The organism is Pseudomonas sp. FSL R10-1339 (genome assembly GCF_009600545.1).
Lineage (GTDB): Bacteria > Pseudomonadota > Gammaproteobacteria > Pseudomonadales > Pseudomonadaceae > Aquipseudomonas > Aquipseudomonas bubulae.
The window spans coordinates 1-16,819 of the sequence record NZ_WIVQ01000028.1 but is presented as its reverse complement, the minus strand read 5'-3'; the positions used below and the strand labels follow the sequence as shown (position 1 = coordinate 16,819).

At 59.1% G+C, this 16,819-nt stretch carries 18 protein-coding genes and 1 pseudogene; 15 read left to right on the top strand and 4 right to left on the bottom strand.

The window, feature by feature from the left end:
• Window positions 1–403: 403 nt before the first annotated feature.
• The 10 genes and pseudogenes from GHO03_RS11000 (at window position 404) to kch (ending at window position 9,739) form a co-directional block, all read left to right on the top strand.
• Window positions 404–706 (top strand): urease subunit gamma, encoded by a 303-nt coding sequence (locus tag GHO03_RS11000; RefSeq protein WP_016781195.1) that lies wholly within the window; start codon window positions 404–406, stop codon window positions 704–706.
• A 159-nt stretch (window positions 707–865) separates the two neighbouring features.
• Window positions 866–1,162 (top strand): annotated as a pseudogene (locus GHO03_RS25830) (urease subunit beta); the annotation flags it as partial.
• Between the two features lie 203 nt (window positions 1,163–1,365).
• Window positions 1,366–3,084, top strand: coding sequence for an urease subunit alpha (locus tag GHO03_RS10990; protein ID WP_095000477.1), 1,719 nt, complete (start codon window positions 1,366–1,368; stop codon window positions 3,082–3,084).
• 80 nt (window positions 3,085–3,164) lie between these two features.
• Complete coding sequence (gene ureE / locus GHO03_RS10985; RefSeq protein ID WP_095018078.1) at window positions 3,165–3,836, top strand: hypothetical protein; 672 nt, start codon at window positions 3,165–3,167, stop codon at window positions 3,834–3,836.
• Between the two features lie 21 nt (window positions 3,837–3,857).
• Window positions 3,858–4,544 (top strand): urease accessory protein UreF, encoded by a 687-nt coding sequence (locus tag GHO03_RS10980; protein ID WP_153399820.1) that lies wholly within the window; start codon window positions 3,858–3,860, stop codon window positions 4,542–4,544.
• Window positions 4,545–4,609: 65 nt separating this feature from the next.
• Complete coding sequence (gene ureG / locus GHO03_RS10975) at window positions 4,610–5,257, top strand: urease accessory protein UreG (protein ID WP_016781201.1); 648 nt, start codon at window positions 4,610–4,612, stop codon at window positions 5,255–5,257.
• Window positions 5,254–6,216 (top strand): urease accessory protein UreD, encoded by a 963-nt coding sequence (locus GHO03_RS10970; protein ID WP_095000480.1) that lies wholly within the window; start codon window positions 5,254–5,256, stop codon window positions 6,214–6,216. The genes ureG and GHO03_RS10970 overlap by 4 nt, the downstream gene beginning before the upstream one ends.
• A 190-nt stretch (window positions 6,217–6,406) precedes the next feature.
• Window positions 6,407–7,387 carry an urea transporter gene (gene yut / locus GHO03_RS10965; protein ID WP_153399818.1) on the top strand — a complete coding sequence of 327 codons (981 nt, stop codon included), beginning with the start codon at window positions 6,407–6,409 and terminating at the stop codon, window positions 7,385–7,387.
• A gap of 27 nt (window positions 7,388–7,414) precedes the next feature.
• Window positions 7,415–8,473, top strand: coding sequence for a HoxN/HupN/NixA family nickel/cobalt transporter (locus tag GHO03_RS10960; RefSeq protein ID WP_153381080.1), 1,059 nt, complete (start codon window positions 7,415–7,417; stop codon window positions 8,471–8,473).
• Between the two features lie 90 nt (window positions 8,474–8,563).
• A complete protein-coding gene (kch, locus tag GHO03_RS10955) occupies window positions 8,564–9,739 on the top strand; it encodes a voltage-gated potassium channel protein (RefSeq protein ID WP_153399816.1) in 1,176 nt (391 codons plus the stop codon).
• A 58-nt stretch (window positions 9,740–9,797) separates the two neighbouring features.
• Here the strand turns inward: kch and crcB are convergent, their stop codons facing one another.
• Both crcB and GHO03_RS10945 read right to left on the bottom strand, forming a co-directional pair.
• Window positions 9,798–10,202, bottom strand: coding sequence for a fluoride efflux transporter CrcB (crcB, locus tag GHO03_RS10950; RefSeq protein WP_153381078.1), 405 nt, complete (start codon window positions 10,200–10,202; stop codon window positions 9,798–9,800).
• Window positions 10,203–10,217: 15 nt separating this feature from the next.
• A complete protein-coding gene (locus GHO03_RS10945) occupies window positions 10,218–10,598 on the bottom strand; it encodes a CrcB family protein (RefSeq protein ID WP_153399814.1) in 381 nt (126 codons plus the stop codon).
• Window positions 10,599–10,846: 248 nt separating this feature from the next.
• On the opposite strand from GHO03_RS10945, the gene GHO03_RS10940 reads away from it, so the two are divergent.
• The 3 genes from GHO03_RS10940 (at window position 10,847) to GHO03_RS10930 (ending at window position 11,887) form a co-directional block, all read left to right on the top strand.
• Window positions 10,847–11,149, top strand: a complete 303-nt coding sequence (locus GHO03_RS10940) for a type II toxin-antitoxin system HigB family toxin (protein WP_153381076.1) — start codon at window positions 10,847–10,849, stop codon at window positions 11,147–11,149.
• A 3-nt stretch (window positions 11,150–11,152) separates the two neighbouring features.
• Window positions 11,153–11,521: a type II toxin-antitoxin system HigA family antitoxin gene (locus GHO03_RS10935; protein WP_130871582.1), complete on the top strand. Its 369-nt coding sequence runs from the start codon at window positions 11,153–11,155 to the stop codon at window positions 11,519–11,521.
• 84 nt (window positions 11,522–11,605) lie between these two features.
• Window positions 11,606–11,887, top strand: a complete 282-nt coding sequence (locus GHO03_RS10930; protein WP_016781210.1) for a hypothetical protein — start codon at window positions 11,606–11,608, stop codon at window positions 11,885–11,887.
• On the opposite strand, the gene GHO03_RS10925 is transcribed toward GHO03_RS10930, so the two are convergent.
• The gene (locus GHO03_RS10925; protein WP_153381074.1) at window positions 11,884–14,247 is read right to left on the bottom strand and encodes a DNA polymerase II; all 2,364 of its coding nucleotides are present in this window, start codon (window positions 14,245–14,247) and stop codon (window positions 11,884–11,886) included. The two genes, GHO03_RS10930 and GHO03_RS10925, sit on opposite strands and share 4 nt — an antisense overlap.
• 7 nt (window positions 14,248–14,254) lie before the next feature.
• On the bottom strand, window positions 14,255–14,608 hold the full coding sequence (locus GHO03_RS10920; protein WP_178084364.1) for a hypothetical protein: 354 nt from the start codon (window positions 14,606–14,608) through the stop codon (window positions 14,255–14,257).
• A 375-nt stretch (window positions 14,609–14,983) separates the two neighbouring features.
• Between GHO03_RS10920 and GHO03_RS10915 the strand changes: the two genes are divergently transcribed.
• The gene (locus GHO03_RS10915; protein ID WP_153399812.1) at window positions 14,984–15,892 is read left to right on the top strand and encodes a transporter; all 909 of its coding nucleotides are present in this window, start codon (window positions 14,984–14,986) and stop codon (window positions 15,890–15,892) included.
• An 11-nt stretch (window positions 15,893–15,903) separates the two neighbouring features.
• Window positions 15,904–16,665 carry a DUF2092 domain-containing protein gene (locus GHO03_RS10910; RefSeq protein ID WP_153381084.1) on the top strand — a complete coding sequence of 254 codons (762 nt, stop codon included), beginning with the start codon at window positions 15,904–15,906 and terminating at the stop codon, window positions 16,663–16,665.
• The last annotated feature ends 154 nt before the right edge of the window (window positions 16,666–16,819 follow it).

Here is a 16,819-nt window from a genome sequence, read left to right as displayed (position 1 = left end):
CGACTCATTTAGATGACTTATCGCACTAAAGATGAAGATTCTTCGTACATAAACATGGAATTTTCAGCGATTAACGACGCTTAAACCACAAACTCAAAACATATAACAAATTGTTTTATATGAAGTTTTTAACAAATCCTTGGATTTCATTTCGTGTCAACAGCCTCTGACCCGCACGCCTGCAACACCTGGCCTGCCTGAAATTATGGTCTAGGCTCTGCTCGCACCCGTATTAATGGATTTGAACGGTTGAGCTTATGAAACGACAACAGGCATTAAAAAACCCCACTCACACGTCAACCCGCCTTCACACGTACCCATCGTGTGGAGTGTTTTGCATGCGCGCACGCCTGAGCGGCACTCCAGAACGTTAATTCTTACCGCACTGTAGATAGGAGGGCTTATGCAGCTCACCCCCAGAGAAGTCGAAAAGCTGATGGTTTACACCCTATCGGACGTCGCATTCCGGCGCAAGGCTCGCGGCTTGAAATTGAACTATCCAGAGGCTGTTTCAATTATCACCGTGACCGCCCTGGAAGGCGCACGCGATGGCAAGTCGGTTGAGGATGTGATGACCGAGGCCAGCAAAGTACTCACCAAGGATGACGTGATGGAAGGCGTCAGCGACCTTATTCCCAACGTTCAGGTTGAAGCGATTTTCACCGACGGCAGTCGTCTGGTCACGGTCCACGACCCGATCAAGTAACCGTCTGCTTTAAACCCGGTAAACGCAAAACTTTCACGTTTTGAGGAATCAGTCATGAGCACCAAAGAGACAGCAGGCCCGCACCAGGATACTCACCCGAACCACAGCATCCCCCACGCCAAGAACCCCGGTGGCGTCAGCAAGGGCAATGAAGCCGATGTGCCTCTGGGCGGCACGATTTACGCCAGCACGCCCATCACCTTTAACGAAGACCGCCCCGTCACCAAGGTAAAGGTGCGCAACACCGGTGACCGTCCGATCCAGATCGGCTCGCACTTTCACTTCTTTGAAGTCAACCGTGCCCTGGAATTCGACCGCGCCGCCGCCTTTGGCAAGCGCCTGAACATCACGGCCACCACAGCCATCCGCTTCGAGCCGGGCGACGAAATCGAAGTGCCGTTGATCCCCTACGGTGGCAAGCAAACGCTTTACGGCTTCAACAACCTGGTCGATGGCTGGGTACCGGACAAGCTCACCAGCAACCATGAGCGCCCGGAAAAACTGCAGGCCATCCAGCGCGCAGTCGATCGCGGCTTCAAGTTCTCCGAGCCGGCCAAGCCGTCCAAGCCCGTCAACGACAAGTAACCACGCATTCTCATACTTTGCACTCGCGCCGTTGAACCATTGACGCTCGCGCGGCATTAGAAAAGGAGCCACCGATGCCAACCATTTCACGCAAAGAATACGCAGGCCTGTTCGGCCCAACCACGGGCGACAAAATCCGCCTGGGTGACACCAACCTGTTTGTCGAGATTGAAAAGGACCTGCGCGGTTACGGTGAAGAATCCGTTTACGGCGGCGGCAAATCCCTGCGCGACGGCATGGGCGCCGACAATACCCTGACCCGCGACAACGGCGTACTGGACCTGGTTATCACCAACGTCACCATCATCGACGCGATCCAGGGCGTAATCAAAGCCGACGTGGGTATCCGTGACGGCAAGATCGTCGGGATCGGCAAAAGCGGCAACCCGGGCATCATGAGCGGCGTGACCCCCGGCCTGGTCGTGGGTGTGAGCACCGACGCCATCTCCGGCGAGCACCTGATCCTGACTGCAGCCGGGATCGACACCCACATTCACTTGATCTCGCCGCAGCAGGCTTATCACGGGCTGTCCAACGGCATTACCACCTTCTTCGGCGGCGGTATCGGCCCTACCGATGGCACCAACGGCACCACCGTGACTGCCGGCCCCTGGAACATCCGCCAGATGCTACGTTCGCTCGAAGGGCTGCCGATCAACGTCGGCATGCTGGGCAAGGGCAACTCTTTTGGCCGCGAGCCGCTGGCCGAACAGATCATCGCCGGTGTCGCCGGGCTCAAGGTTCACGAAGACTGGGGCGCAACCTCAAACGCACTGCGCCATGCGCTGCGTACCGCCGACGAGATGGACGTGCAGGTGTCGGTGCACACTGACAGCTTGAACGAATGTGGCTACGTCGAAGACACCATCGATGCTTTCGAAGGTCGCACCATTCACACCTTCCACACGGAAGGCGCCGGTGGTGGTCACGCCCCCGACATCATCAAGGTGGCCAGCCAGAGCAACGTACTGCCAAGCTCGACCAACCCGACCCTGCCCTACGGCGTCAACAGCCAGGCCGAGCTGTTCGACATGATCATGGTCTGCCACAACCTCAACCCGAACGTGCCGGCTGACGTGTCGTTTGCTGAAAGCCGCGTACGCCCGGAAACCATTGCCGCCGAAAACGTGCTGCAGGACATGGGCGTGATCTCCATGTTTTCCAGTGACTCCCAGGCCATGGGCCGGGTCGGTGAAAACTGGCTGCGGGTGATGCAAACCGCCCATGCGATGAAAGTGTCGCGTGGCAAACTGCCGGAAGACAGCGCCGATAACGACAACTTCCGGGTGCTGCGTTACGTGGCCAAAATCACCATCAACCCGGCACTGGCCCAGGGTATCAGCCATGTGCTGGGCTCGGTGGAAGTCGGCAAGATGGCCGACCTGGTGCTGTGGGATCCGCGCTTCTTCGGGGCCAAACCGAAAATGGTGATCAAGGGCGGCATGATCAACTGGGCCGCCATGGGTGACCCGAACGCCTCTCTGCCAACCCCGCAGCCGGTGTTCTACCGTCCGATGTTCGGTGCCTTCGGCAAGTCCCTGCAAGACACCTGCGTGACCTTCGTGTCGCAAGCGGCGCTGGAAGACGGGGTGAAAGAAAAGGCCGGGCTGGAGCGTCAGGTCATGGCGGTGCGCGGTTGCCGCACCGTGTCCAAAAAGGACCTGGTGCGCAATGACCAGACCCCGCATATCGATGTTGATCCGGAAACTTTCGCGGTAAAAGTCGACGGCGTACACGCCACGTGCAAGCCCATCGATGTGGCCACCATGAACCAGCGTTATTTCTTTGGCTAATGCCTGAACGGGCCGCTACCGGGGGCACCTGCACCCGGTGGCACACGCCCGGCACATGATTCAGGGAAGGAGTTTGCGACGTGATTTTGATTGAACACATACTCGGCAACGCCAAGAAAGACCCGCACTGGCAACACAAACTCGAAGGCGCCAAGGTTGACCTGCTGGTGCTCGACCAGCGTGAAGCGCAAAAAAGTCGCTGCCGACGCACCAGCCTCGGCGGTCTTGACCTGGGCATTTCGCTGGAACGTAACGTGGTGCTCTCGGACGGCGATGTGCTGCTCTGGGATGAAGGCTCCAACACCGCCGTGGTGGTGCAACTGAACCTGCGCGACGTGATGGTCATCGATCTCAAGGAGCTGAAAAAACAGCCCCTGGACGTGCTGATCAAAACCAGCTTCGAGCTGGGCCATGCCCTCGGCAACCAGCACTGGAAAGCCGTGACCAAAAACAACGAGGTCTATATCCCGCTCACCGTCGAAACCAAAATGATGGACTCGGTGATGCGCACCCACGGCTTTCAACACCTGCCGTACGCTTTTGTTGGCGGCGCCGAAATCCTGCCGCTTCTGACCACATCCGAGGCGCGCCTGCTGTTTGGCGGTGCCGAAGAAACCGACACCCATGTTCACGTGGCCAGCCCGCAAGACAAGCTGGACGCTGCCGCCCTGAAGATCCAGGGCGTGCACAGCCATGACGCACACAGTCACAGTCACGACAACGGCCATACGTTTCACAGCCATAAGCACTGAACCCGGCAAGAAGGCGCATAGATGAACGCATCAGATCTAATTCGCATCATGCAGTTTGGCGATTCCGTATTGCCGGTCGGTGCCTTTTCGTTCTCCAACGGCGTGGAATCGGCCATTCAAAAAGGCATCGTGCACGATGTCCCGACCCTGAAGGGTTTTGTGCTCACCGCCCTCAAGCAGGCGGCCAGCTGTGACGGCATGGGCGTGGTCGCTGCGCACCGGGCTGCCGTGGCAGAAGACCGCGACGGCATTTTACGCGCCGACTGGGCGGTGAATAACCGCAAGCTCAATGAAGAAAGCCGGTTGATGGCCACGCGCATGGGCAAAAAACTGGCGGAAATGTCGATCCATGTCGTCGAAAAACCGCTGGTGCGCTGGTGGCTTGAACAGATCAAGGCCGGCAACGCGGCAGGCACCTACCCCGTCACCCAGGCCGTGGTGATGTCGACCCAGGGCATCGGTGCCCGTGAGGTCGTGGTGATGCACCAGTACGGCGTGGCCATGACCATCCTCAGCGCGACCATGCGCCTGATGCGGGTCACGCACCTGGACACCCAGCACATCCTGTTCGAACTCAACCACGACATTGAAGCGTTCTGCGATATCGCCGAAGTCGGCGATATCGAGCAGATGTCCTCCTATGTCCCGATAGTCGATGTGCTCGCCGCCGTGCACGTCAAGGCACATGTACGGCTATTCATGAACTGACACCCCGGGCTGCGTCGGCATGTGTCGACGCAGCTTCCGCTCCCCTATCTGGTAAGGAAATAACCGTGAAAAAGATTACTCGTATTGGTATTGGCGGCCCGGTCGGTTCAGGTAAAACCGCGATCATCGAAGTGATCACTCCGATCCTGATCAACCGTGGCTACAAGCCCTTGATCATCACCAACGATATCGTCACTACCGAAGATGCCAAACAGGTCAAACGTACCCTCAAGGGTATCCTCGATGAAGACAAGATCCTCGGTGTGGAAACGGGTGCCTGCCCGCACACCGCAGTGCGTGAAGACCCGAGCATGAACATTGCCGCGGTCGAGGAAATGGAAGAGAAGTTCCCCGACAGCGACCTGATCATGATCGAGAGCGGCGGCGACAACCTGACCCTGACCTTCAGTCCGGCCCTGGCCGACTTTTATATCTACGTGATCGACGTCGCCGAAGGCGAGAAAATCCCGCGCAAAAATGGCCCGGGGCTGGTGCAGGCCGATATCCTGATCATCAACAAGATCGACCTCGCCCCCTACGTTGGCGCCAGCCTTGATGTGATGGAAAGCGACACCAAAGTGGTACGCGGCAACCGCCCGTATATCCTCACCAACTGCAAGACCGGTCAGGGCATTGAAGAACTGGTGGACATGATCGAGCACATGTTCCTGTTCGCACAAAAACCGGCGGTCAAAAGCGGGGTCAGTGCATGACAGCGCAGAGCCAGATCGTGAACAACCCGTCACGGCTACGCGCTCACTCACTCGGCATTGATGCGCCGGAGCTGTCGCAGTACCAGGACGAACCGGCGCAAATGCACAGCGGTGCCGTGGGTAAAAGCGGCTACCTGCGCCTGGGTTTTGAAAAGCGCGGTAACCGCAGCGTGCTGGCGGACATGGAGCGCCGCGTACCATCGCTGGTGCAACGGGCCTTGTATTGGGACGAGGAAATGCCCGAGCTGCCCTGTGTGACCATGATTTCAACTTCGGGCTGCGTGCTGCAGGGCGACCGCCTGGCCACTGATGTCAACGTGGGGGTGGGTGCCTGCGGGCACGTCACCACCCAGTCGGCGACCAAAGTGCATTCGATGAATGCCAACTACGCCTCGCAAATCCAGCACTTCACGATCGAAGAAGGCGGCTACCTGGAGTTTATGCCCGACCCGCTGATCCCCCATCGCAATGCACGGTTTATCACCGACACGCAAATCAGGATCCACCCCACGGCGACGGCCATCTACTGCGAAATCCTGATGTCGGGGCGCAAGTATCATCATGTGGATGAGCGTTTCGGCTTTGACGTGTACTCCTCCCGGGTGCGCGCCGAGAACCTCGAGGGTCGCGAGCTGTTTGTCGAGAAGTACATTCTTGAGCCAAAAAAAGAGAGCCTGGACGCCATTGGCGTGATGCAGACCTTCGATGTGTTCGGCAACGTGGTATTGCTCACGCCCAGGGAGCATCACGACCGGATTGTCGAGCGCATCCCGGCGCTGTTTGACATGCAGGCCGGGCTGGCCAGCGGGGTGACCCGCCTGCCCAACGACTGCGGGCTGATATTCAAGGTGCTGGGCAACGACAGTGGCGAGGTCAAGGCGCAAATCCGCGAGTTCTGGAAGGTGGCCCGCGAAGAAATCCTGGGCGTGACCCTGCAACCCGCGTTTTTGTGGAAGTAGCTGTGTAGCAGCTGCCGAAGGAACGAGGCTGCGTCCGGCGGCGCAGCCGTCGTAATTCCTGAGGGCAGGGTTTGACTGGCACACCGCAGTGCCTGATTTTGCGACGGCTGCGCCGCCGAACGCAGCCTCGTTCCTATGGCAGCTGCTACGCAAGCTGATCCTGGCCAAATGCTCAATTGGGAGAGTCAATATGGAAGCTGCATCCAAGTGGTCGAAAATCGTGGATGGCAACGTCGTCCTTGAGTTTATCGACGTCACCCTGCGTGGTTGTGCTCAGGTCATGTTCCAGAATAACCCGCTGACCGGGCTACTGTTTTTTGCCGCCATTTTTGTCGGCGCGTTTGGCGAAGGCAACCCGGCCATGACCTTCGGCAGTGTGCTGGGCACGGTCGTGGCAACCCTTACCGGTATGCACCTCAAGGACCGCACTTCCTGGAAGGCCGGCCTCTACGGCTATAACGGCTGCCTGGTCGGCGCTGCCCTGCCTACCTTCCTCGCCGTCACACCCATCCTGTGGCTGTGTATTATCCTCGGCAGCGTGGTCTCGGTAATCGTCACCATCTGCATCGCCGATATTCTGAAGACCTGGAAAGTCGCCGCCCTCACGGCGCCCTTCGTGCTGGTGACCTGGACCATGCTGCTGGCCAGCTATGCCTTTGGCGGCCTGAACACCAGCGCCCTGCCCGTGCCCAACCTGCCCCATGATCTGGTCGCGTACAACACCAGCCTGTTCGATGGCATCGACCTGTTCAAGAGCACGTTCTACGGGATCTCCGAAGTGTTCTTGATCAGCACGGTGATCGGCAGCGTGCTGTTTCTCGCCGGGTTGGCGGTGTCATCGTTGTGGGCCGCGGTGTTCGGCCTGCTGGGCTCGCTGCTGGCGGTGCTGGTGGCCGTGGTGCTGCAAGCCGAACACGCCAGCATCAATAACGGCCTGTATGCCTTCAGCGCCGTGCTGACTGCCATCGCCCTGGGCTCGACCTTCAACAAGCCCAGCTGGCGCGTGTTGATCTACACCCTGATTGGCGTGGTTTTCACTGTATTTGTGCAAGGCGCCTTGAATACAGTACTGGCCCCGGTTGGCATCCCGACATTGACCATGCCCTTTGTACTGGCTTCCTGGCTGTTTCTGGTGCCCAACAAAGACGTCATGCCGGCCCACCGCCAATAATTTCGATCCCTTTGCCGGAGTCTTTCCATGACCGCGATTGCCTACCCCCTGACAAATGCCGAGCCGTCGAACACTACACGGCGCGCCATTTATCTGCTGACCGGCCTGATCGTGGCCAACCTGCTGGCTTGGGCCTGGGCCTTTATCGAGTTCGGCAACAACCCGGTCTTGATGGGCACCGCATTGCTCGCGTACGGCTTCGGCCTGCGCCACGCCGTGGACGCCGACCATATTGCCGCCATCGACAATGTCACCCGCAAGCTGATGCAACAGGGCAAACGCCCGATAGCCGTAGGCACCTGGTTCTCCCTGGGGCATTCGACCATTGTGGTGCTGGCGTCTTTCGCGATTGCGGCCACGGCAATGGCGTTCAAGGACGATATGGAGTGGTTCCATGAAACCGGCGGCCTGATCGGCACCCTGGTGTCCTCGGTATTCCTGCTGCTGTTCGGCGTGCTCAACCTGGTCATCCTGATCTCGGTGTACAAGAAGTTCACACAGGTCAAGGCCGGCCACACCCTGCCCCCCGAAGAACTGGACCTGATCACCACCCACCAGGGTGGCCTGATGGCGCGAATTTTTGGTCGGGTGTTCAACCTGGTTAACAAAAGCTGGCACATGTACCCGGTGGGCTTTCTGTTTGGCCTGGGCTTTGACACTGCCACCGAAATCGGCTTGCTGGGCATCAGCGCCACCAGCGCCTCCCACGGCATCAGCCTGTGGTCAATCATGGTGTTCCCGGTGCTGTTTGCGGTGGGCATGGCCCTGATCGATTCACTGGACAACTTCGTGATGATCGGTGCCTACGGCTGGGCGTTTTCCAAACCGGTGCGCAAGCTCTACTACAACATCACCATCACTGCCGCCTCGGTGGTGGTGGCCCTGTTTATTGGTGGTGTCGAAGCGCTGGGGTTGATTGCCGAAAAACTGCAACTCACCGGCGGGATATGGACGCCGATCAATGCCATCAGTGAAAACTTCGGCGAGATTGGCTACTGGATCATCGGGATGTTTGTCCTGTGCTGGCTGATTTCGGCCCTCAATTACTACATCCGCGGCTATGACCAACTGCCTGCCAACGCCTGATCAGAGGCTCAAGCACACGGGCTGCTGGTGGCAGCCCGATAAACCTGACCTACACTCCCCTCACCCCTTAACTGACGCGTCGTAGGTGCCATGACTTTATTACAGGACGTAAAAAATCGGATCTCCTTTGCCTATGGGGTCGCCTTGCTGGTTGCGATCAACGGCTTTCTTTTGTTTCTGCCGGTGCTGGAACGTGGCGTTGCCCATGCCAATGCCAAATCCGGCTCCTTTGATACCTGGAAGGAGGCATTAAGCTTTTTAGCCTTGCTGGAAATCCCCGGGTTTGTGGTGGGGCTTGTACTCCTGCTGATGTCACTGGGGCTGTTGATCAAGTCACGCATCAGCTGGTTTTTTTCCCTGCTGCTGCTGGTGGCCACGGTCTGCGTGGATTTTTTCATTCTGAAAAAACCTGACGGCGTGACCTTCTTCTCGCTGGTCACCATTGCCGTGCTGGCCTTCTATTGGCGCCGTTTTGACCACTACAGCCTGGCCTCGGGCAGCTTCTTTGCGGTGGTCAGCATCGCCTCACTGATCGTCTACAGCACGCTGGGCACGCTCTACATCGGTGATGGCTTTGCACCGCCGGTGACGGACCTGCCATCGGCGTTCTACTTCGCCATCGTGGTGATGTCCACCGTAGGCTTTGGTGACATCGTCCCGCATACCACCGATGCGCGTTTTTTCACCCTGACAGTGATCATCCTGGGCATCACCATCTTCGCGATTTCGGTGGCGTCCATTGCCGGCCCGCTGATCAGCAACAACATCCAACGTATTGTTAAAGGCAGGATTACCCATATGGCGCGTAAAAATCACTACATCCTCGTTGGCGTTGGTTCCCTGGCACAAAACGTCTACAAAGGTCTGACCGATCGCGGCGAACACGTCACGGTGGTATGCGCGGCCGGCAGCCAGCATGACCTGCCGGAAAAGGCCGATATCATTGAAGGTGACCCGTCGGCCGCGTCGACCCTGAAACTGGCCGGTGCAGCGGACGCCAAGTACATCGTCACCCTGTGCGACAGCGACGCCGAAAACGTGTTCACCATTCTCGCGGCCAAGGAAGTGGCAGGCGACGAAACCCAGATCATCGCACTGGTCAACGAAACGCGGAACATGCCCAAGGTCAAATGCGTCAACCCGACCATGGTGCTGTCGTTGCCGTTGCTGGGCAGTGAGTTGCTGGTGCGTACCCTGCAGGGCGATCAAATCAACAATGATCTGATCACCGAGATGTTCTTCGGCAAGCGTACGTCTTTGGCCTGAGACTTGGCAGGATAAAAAAGCCCTCTGACGAGGGCTTTTTCATGGGTGCTGCAAGGGCCTATTGCTGGGTATCGGATGCAGGCAGCGGCGTAACCTTGGCCCCGGCAATCAGACCCAGTTCGACGGCAGCAAAACCGATTACCAGGCTGATCACCAGATAGCAGATGGAGACAAAAACACTGCCCGGGTCTTGCATCATCTCGACTGCGCCAAACACGAAACTGGAGAACGTGGATAACCCGCCCATGATCCCGGTGCCGACCATCACGTGCACGTACTGGTTGATGCGGTTGCTCTTGAACAGCGACGTGGCCACGCCCAGCAGGAACGCGGCGACGATATTGGCGACAAAGATATCCATGGGAAAACCATCGGCCAGGCGCGGCACCGAGAGCATGACGAACTCGCGGCACATGGCGCCGAACGCACCACCGACGAAAATCAGAATAATCATGTTGAGCATGGTGTGACTCCTGAGTCAGCGCGCCAGCCAGGCGCCGAAAGCGGCGGCGGCCAGGCCGACCAGTACCGAGATGATCAGATAACCTGCGGCCCATGCACGATCCCTGGCCTTGGCCAGTTTCGAGGCATCCAGCTGCATGCTGCTGAATGTGGTGTAACCGCCCAGGATACCGGTGAGCACCGCGGCGCTGAGGAAGTCGCCGTAGCGGTCGCGCCAGTCCACGGTAAACAGGATGCTCAGGTAACCGATTACAAAGGCGCCGCTGACGTTGATCAAAAATGTACCCAGCGGAAACGGCCCCTTATAGAACTGCCCTACCCGCAAACCGATCCACCAGCGCAACAGCGAGCCCAGCCCGCCCCTCAGCCCGACCCAGAAAACATCCAGCGCTGTCATGAAAGTCCCTCTCGTGTCTGTTGGTGAGTGGGGGAAACTCTAGTTCATAAAACAGCGGGCGGGCATGACTTGGGCCGGGTCTTTCGCTGTTACAGAAGAGTCCATGCCGGGGGCAGTGAGGCCTGAATGGCGCAGCTCATATTTGCTCAAGCTTTCAAACTGGCGCTCCTGAGAGTTGCAGGGTATTTGAGCAGCACAGGACGTAAAGCCAACTTGCAAAAGTCCCATCATGGGACCAGGATCGTTTTATGAGAATCATCGCAGTCAGTCAGCTCAAGATTTTTTGGCAACAGCACCCAGGCTCAGAGCAATCCTTCCTCTGCTGGATAGATGAAGCGAAAAAGGCAAACTGGCAAACGCCGGCCGACATCAAGGCGCCGTTTCGCCATGCCAGCATTCTCAAGAGCAACCGGGTCGTGTTCAACATCAAAGGTAACGACTATCGGCTCGTGGTAGCTGTGGCCTGCCGCTTCAGCGCCATCTATATCAAATTCGCAGGCACTCACCAGCAGTACGACGCCATCGATGCCAACACCGTGGAAATGGAGTAAGCCATGAATATTCGTCCAATTCGCACCGAGCAGGACTACAAAGACGCACTGAAGTCGGTTTCGCCGCTGTTCGACAATGAACCGCAGCCCGGGACACCTGAGGGCGATTACCTGGAGGTCATGATCACCCTGATCGAAGCCTACGAAGCCAAGCACTTTCCCGTCGACCTGCCCAACCCGGTGGATGCCATCCGCTTCAGGATGGAGCAGTCCGGGTTGTCAGCGGCTGACCTGGTGCCTGCGATCGGCCGGCAGAACCGGGTGTATGAAGTGCTCAACGGCAAGCGCTCCCTGACCCTGCCCATGATCTGGAAGCTGCATGAGATGTTTGGCATCCCGACAGAGAGTCTGATCAAGCCGGTCAAGTCGTGACCGTCGGGGCAGGCAAAATCATAGGCGCGGGTGAAAAGGAGTACCATGCCCTCCGGCTTCATCCTACCGCCCCATGGAACCCCTATGTTTCCCAACGCTGAACGCTACAACCACTCCACCGAATACGCCAACAAACTGGTCGACCGCATCGGCCAGACCCCGGCCTGGATTGCCCTGCGCCTCGGGGTCACGGAAAAACGCATGCGCTATATCCTCGCTGGGTCCCGCACGATCAAGGGCGACACCACCGAAATCCTGATGAGCTATGCCGAGCAGTTCTGCCTGGAATGCCTGGCCGCCGAAGCCAAGGCCGCCAAGGATCGTGCCCGCTCCAAGGCCGCCGCCAGCCCTGCCAGCGACGCTTAGAACAACCCCAGTTGCCCGCCCACCAGGGCGCTGAAATTGTCATCGACAAACACCAGAATCGCGTCGGCCACCGGTTGCAGCTGACGCGACAGATAGTGCTCGTAATCCACTTCTGCGGTACGGTTCTCCAACGGCTGGGGGCCGGCCACGGTGATCACGTAGCTGATCGTCCCGCCATTCTGGTACTGCCGGGGCCGCCCCTGCCGGTCGTTAAATTCATCGGCCAGCCGCGCCGCCCGCACATGGGGCGGCACATTGCGCTCGTAATCACTGAGCGGGCGGCGCAGGCGCTTGCGGTAGATCAGCAGTTCATCATGCTCACCCGCCAGGGTGGCACGCACAAAGTCACGCACGTAGGCCTGCCAGGGCTGACGATTGAAGATGCGCAGGTACAACGCCTGCTGGAACTGCCGGGCCAGCGGTGACCAGTCGCTGCGCACGGTCTCAAGCCCCTTGTAGACCATCTCCCGACGGCCGTCGGCGTGCACCACCAACCCCGCATAGCGCTTTTTGCTGCCCTCTTCGGCGCCACGAATGGTGGGCATGAAAAAGCGGCTGTAGTGGGTCTCGAATTGCAGCTCCAGTGCGCTGGTCAGCCCATACTCGTCACGCACATGGGCCTGCCACCAGTCGTTGACGTACTGCACCAGCTCACGGCCGATACTCGCCGCGTCCTCCTCACTGTGCTGACTGCGCAGCCAGACAAAGGTGGAGTCCGTGTCGCCATAGATCACGCTATAGCCCCGGGCCTCGATCAGTGCGCGGGTCTTGAGCATGATTTCATGCCCGCGCAGGGTGATCGAGGATGCCAGCCGCGTATCAAAAAACCGGCAACCGCTGGAGCCCAGCACCCCGTAAAACGCATTCATGATGATTTTCAGGGCCTGTGACAGGGGCGCGTTTTTGTCCCGCTTGGCCACTTCGCGCCCCTTGGCCACGCGCTCGATAATGGCCGGCAAGCAGTGCCGGGTGCGAGAGAAACGCGCACCGCGAAAGCCCGGTACCGAGGTTTCATCGCCAGGCTCGCGCAAGCCTTCAACCAGCCCCAGCGGGTCAATCAAAAAAGTGCGGATAATCGACGGGTACAGGCTTTTGTAATCGAGCACCAGCACCGACTCATACAACCCCGGCTCGGACTCCATGACAAAGCCGCCGGGGCTGGCCTGGGGCGGTTTGTCCCCCAGATTGGGGGCGACAAAGCCCTGACGGTGCATCAACGGCATATACAGGTGATAAAAGGCCGCCACCGAGCCACCGCTGCGATCGGCCTCCAGCCCCGTGACCGAGGCGCGCTCCAGCAAAAAGGTCAGCAGCTCGGTTTTCGCGAAAATCCGCGTGACCAGTTCGCAGTCTTTGAGGTTGTAGCGCGCCAACGCAGGTTTGTCGTGGGCGAACATGCGGTTGATTTCGTCCATGCGCTGATACGGCGTGCTGATGTCCTTGCCTTCGCCAAGCAGGGTCTGGGCGACGTTTTCCAGGCTGAAAGACGGGAACGACCAAGTCGCTGAGCGCAACGACTCGATGCCGTCAATGATCAAGCGGCCCGCAGCACTGGCGAAAAAATGGTTTTTGCGCGTGCCGTGTTCGCGCCACTGCATTTCACTGCTGCCACGCCCCAGCAGCAACGGGATACCAAGGCGCCGGGCATGCTCGTGCAACACCCGCATGTCGAACTGCACCACATTCCAGCCGATGATCGCGTCGGGGTCATGCCGGGCCATCCACTGGTTAAGACGCAGTAACAGGTCGCCGCGGCTGGAGCAGAACTCCAGGTCGAAATCCACCGGGGTATCGGCCGCGGTGGCCTTGCCCAGCATATACACCTGACGCTGACCGCAGCCCTCGAGGGCAATGGAATACAGATCGCCCTGCTCGCTGGTTTCAATATCCAGGGACACCAGTTTCAAACGGGGTCGATAGTCGGGATGCGGCTTGATCCGGGCGTCCAGCAGCGGGCCATCGCCCTGTACACGGCCGCCAAAGCTCACCGGCGCAGTGATAAAACGCTCCATCAGGAACCGCTCCGGCGGGCGTATATCGGCCTCGTACACATCGACCCCGGCGCGGCGCAGGCGCTGGGCGATGTCCATCAACTGGGCATGCTGGCGGCAGTAGAGGCCGATCACCGGGCGCGACTGGAAATCACACAGCGCCAGCTCACGCCATTCGATATCGCGCTCGTTCTGCAGCAGAGCCTGGGCCTGGCCAAGCTGAATCTTGGGGATAAACGCGGTGCAGGTTTGGTAAGGCAGGCGCACCTGCTGCGGCCCGTCATCGGTGGCCAACCAGAAGTCGACCTCGATACCCGACGGCGTATCACGCCAGTGCCGGGTCAGGACAAAGCCCTGCCTCAAGTCCATTACGCGGTTACAGGCATGTCGCCAGCATCGCCAGGCGGCGCATGGCAGCAGCATCACCCGGCTGTTGGGCGTAGTAGCTCACTGCCGTGCCGGTGCCCTGGGGCGTCAGATCGGCAAAGGACTCGGCGCCACGGGTGTAGACGGTCTGTTTGCCAGCCTTGTCGTTATTGATATAGGCACTGGCATCGACCCCGAACACGCTTTCATCCTGCCAGGAAAACTTGATGCATTCGGCGACCAGCGCCGTGGCTTTTTCCGAAGCCAGCACCCGGGTCGGGGCTTGGTTACGGGCAGTGTCCATCGCAGGAGACACACAACCGGCCAGCATGGCCAGACTCATGACGCTAATCAGCATTCGCATTGGATAACCTCTGGATAAAGGTCAATACGATATCACGCAGCCAGTGCCCATAGGTGGCTAAATAACCAGTAGTCCGCTGAATGGGCTTGGTCCCACAGAGAAAATATGTCGCCGGTATTGCAGTTAAAACCACCGGGGACAAATCCATTCCTGGGGGTGGCTACAGCAAAAGCAAAAATTTGAACAACACCAACCCTGCTCCCCGAGCGCAACACCTATAACCGCTCGTCATTTAAAAGAGACCCAGCCCACAGAATCAGCAGCATTTGCGTCTCCAGCCAGCGAATTTCGCGGTTGCTGCTAGCTTCAGTAAACAAATAAACACGCCGGGCATCGGACGATAAACCGCCAAAGAGCGATTGAAGGAGCACTACGATGGGAGCAAGTACCGCTCGCAAGGCCAGCTTTACCGCCCTCACCCTGATCCTGACGCCGCTGGCAGGCTGGGCCGACAACGCCCGTGACTGGCAAAACACCCCCACCGACCTGAACATGCTGTTCGGCTATTACAACCGCGTCGACTCCAATACCCCCATCGACACCTCGCTACCCATCGACGGTCTGTCCCTCAATGCCGACCTGTATATCCTGCGTTATGCCCGTAGCTTCGGTATCGACGGGCGCAACAGTGCCTTCGAGATCCTGCAGCCTTACGCCGATCTATCCGCATCATTCGACAACGCCCGCTATTTCACCGGTACCAAACACAACGGTGGCATGGGTGACACCCAATTGGTGTTCGCACACAACATCTTTGGCGGCCCCGCCCTGAGCAAGGAGGAGTTCGCCAAATGGACTCCCGAGACCTTTCTCACGGCAGCCCTGACAGTCACCACCCCCACCGGCGACTATGACAAGAACCGGGTGATCAATATCGGTGCCAATCGCTGGGTGTACAAACCCGAGCTGGGTTTCGGCACCCCCATAGGCCCCACCTGGCTGGAGATCAACACCATGGTGTCGTTGTTCGGGTCCAACGATGAATACCAGGGCAACAGCAAGCTCGAACAAAAACCCCTGTATGCCATCGAAGGCCATTACAGCTACAACTTCAACCGCGCCCTTTGGGCTTCGCTGGACGCCACCTATAGCCGGGGCGGCGAGACAAAAATTGACGGCGACTGGCAGGACAACAAACAGGAAAGTACCCTGGCAGGCGCCAGCATGGGCTTTATGCTCACCCCCCAATTCGGCGGCCTGCTGGCCTATACCGACACCGTGAGCGAGCGTAAAGGCTCACCGGATATCGCCACCTGGACGCTGCGCATGCAGTACGTCTGGTAAGCGTCGTGACCATGCCTCGGGTACGTCGCGTAGTGCCAGGCCTGTTACTGGCCCTGGCCTTGCACGCCCACGCCGGCGACCCGTCCGCCATCGAGCCTGCGGCTGTGCAGGCCCTGGAGCAGATGGGCAGTTACCTGCGCAGCCTCAGGCAGTTTGGCGTCGAGGCCCGCAGCCAGACAGACCAGGTACTGGATAACGGCCAGACCGTCGAATTTCGGCACACCACCCGACTGCTGGCCCAACAGCCGGACAAGCTGCTGGTCTCGGTGGACAATCAGGGCATACACCGCACCCTCTATTACAACGGCAAGCGCTTCACCCTCTACCAGAGCCCCAGCCCCTACTACGCAAGCGCCCCCGCCCCGGCGAACATCAACGCACTGATCGACCTGCTCAATAGTCGCTATGGCATCGAGTTGCCGCTGGCCGACCTGTTTCGCTGGAACGCCAACACCGTCAGACAGGCCGGTTTGCGTTCGGCCGTGCTGATTGGCAGTGAGACGCTGGACGGCCAGCGCTGTGTTCATTACGCCTTGCGTCAGGATGCTATCGACTGGCAGCTGTGGCTGCGTGACGGCGAACAGCGCCTGCCGTGCCGCCTGACCATCACCCGTCGCGACATACCCGAGCAGCCGCGTCACAGCGTCGACTTTACCTGGCAGCTCAAACCGGCAATCAGCGCCCACAGCTTTGATTTTGATCCGCCCGCAGGTGCCCAGGAAGTGCCGTTGCAGTGGGCCCCGAGCAAATACAGCCTGGAGGCGCAACCATGAAGCGTCTGCACTGGCTGTTCTGTGGCGTGCTCAGCGCCTGCCTGCTGCACACCTCTGTCGCCCTGGCCTGGCAACTGCGCGGTGGTGGCGGCGCACGGACTTTTGTGCTGCCGCACACTGGCGGACACCCAGCGCCGCACCCCATGCCACAGCC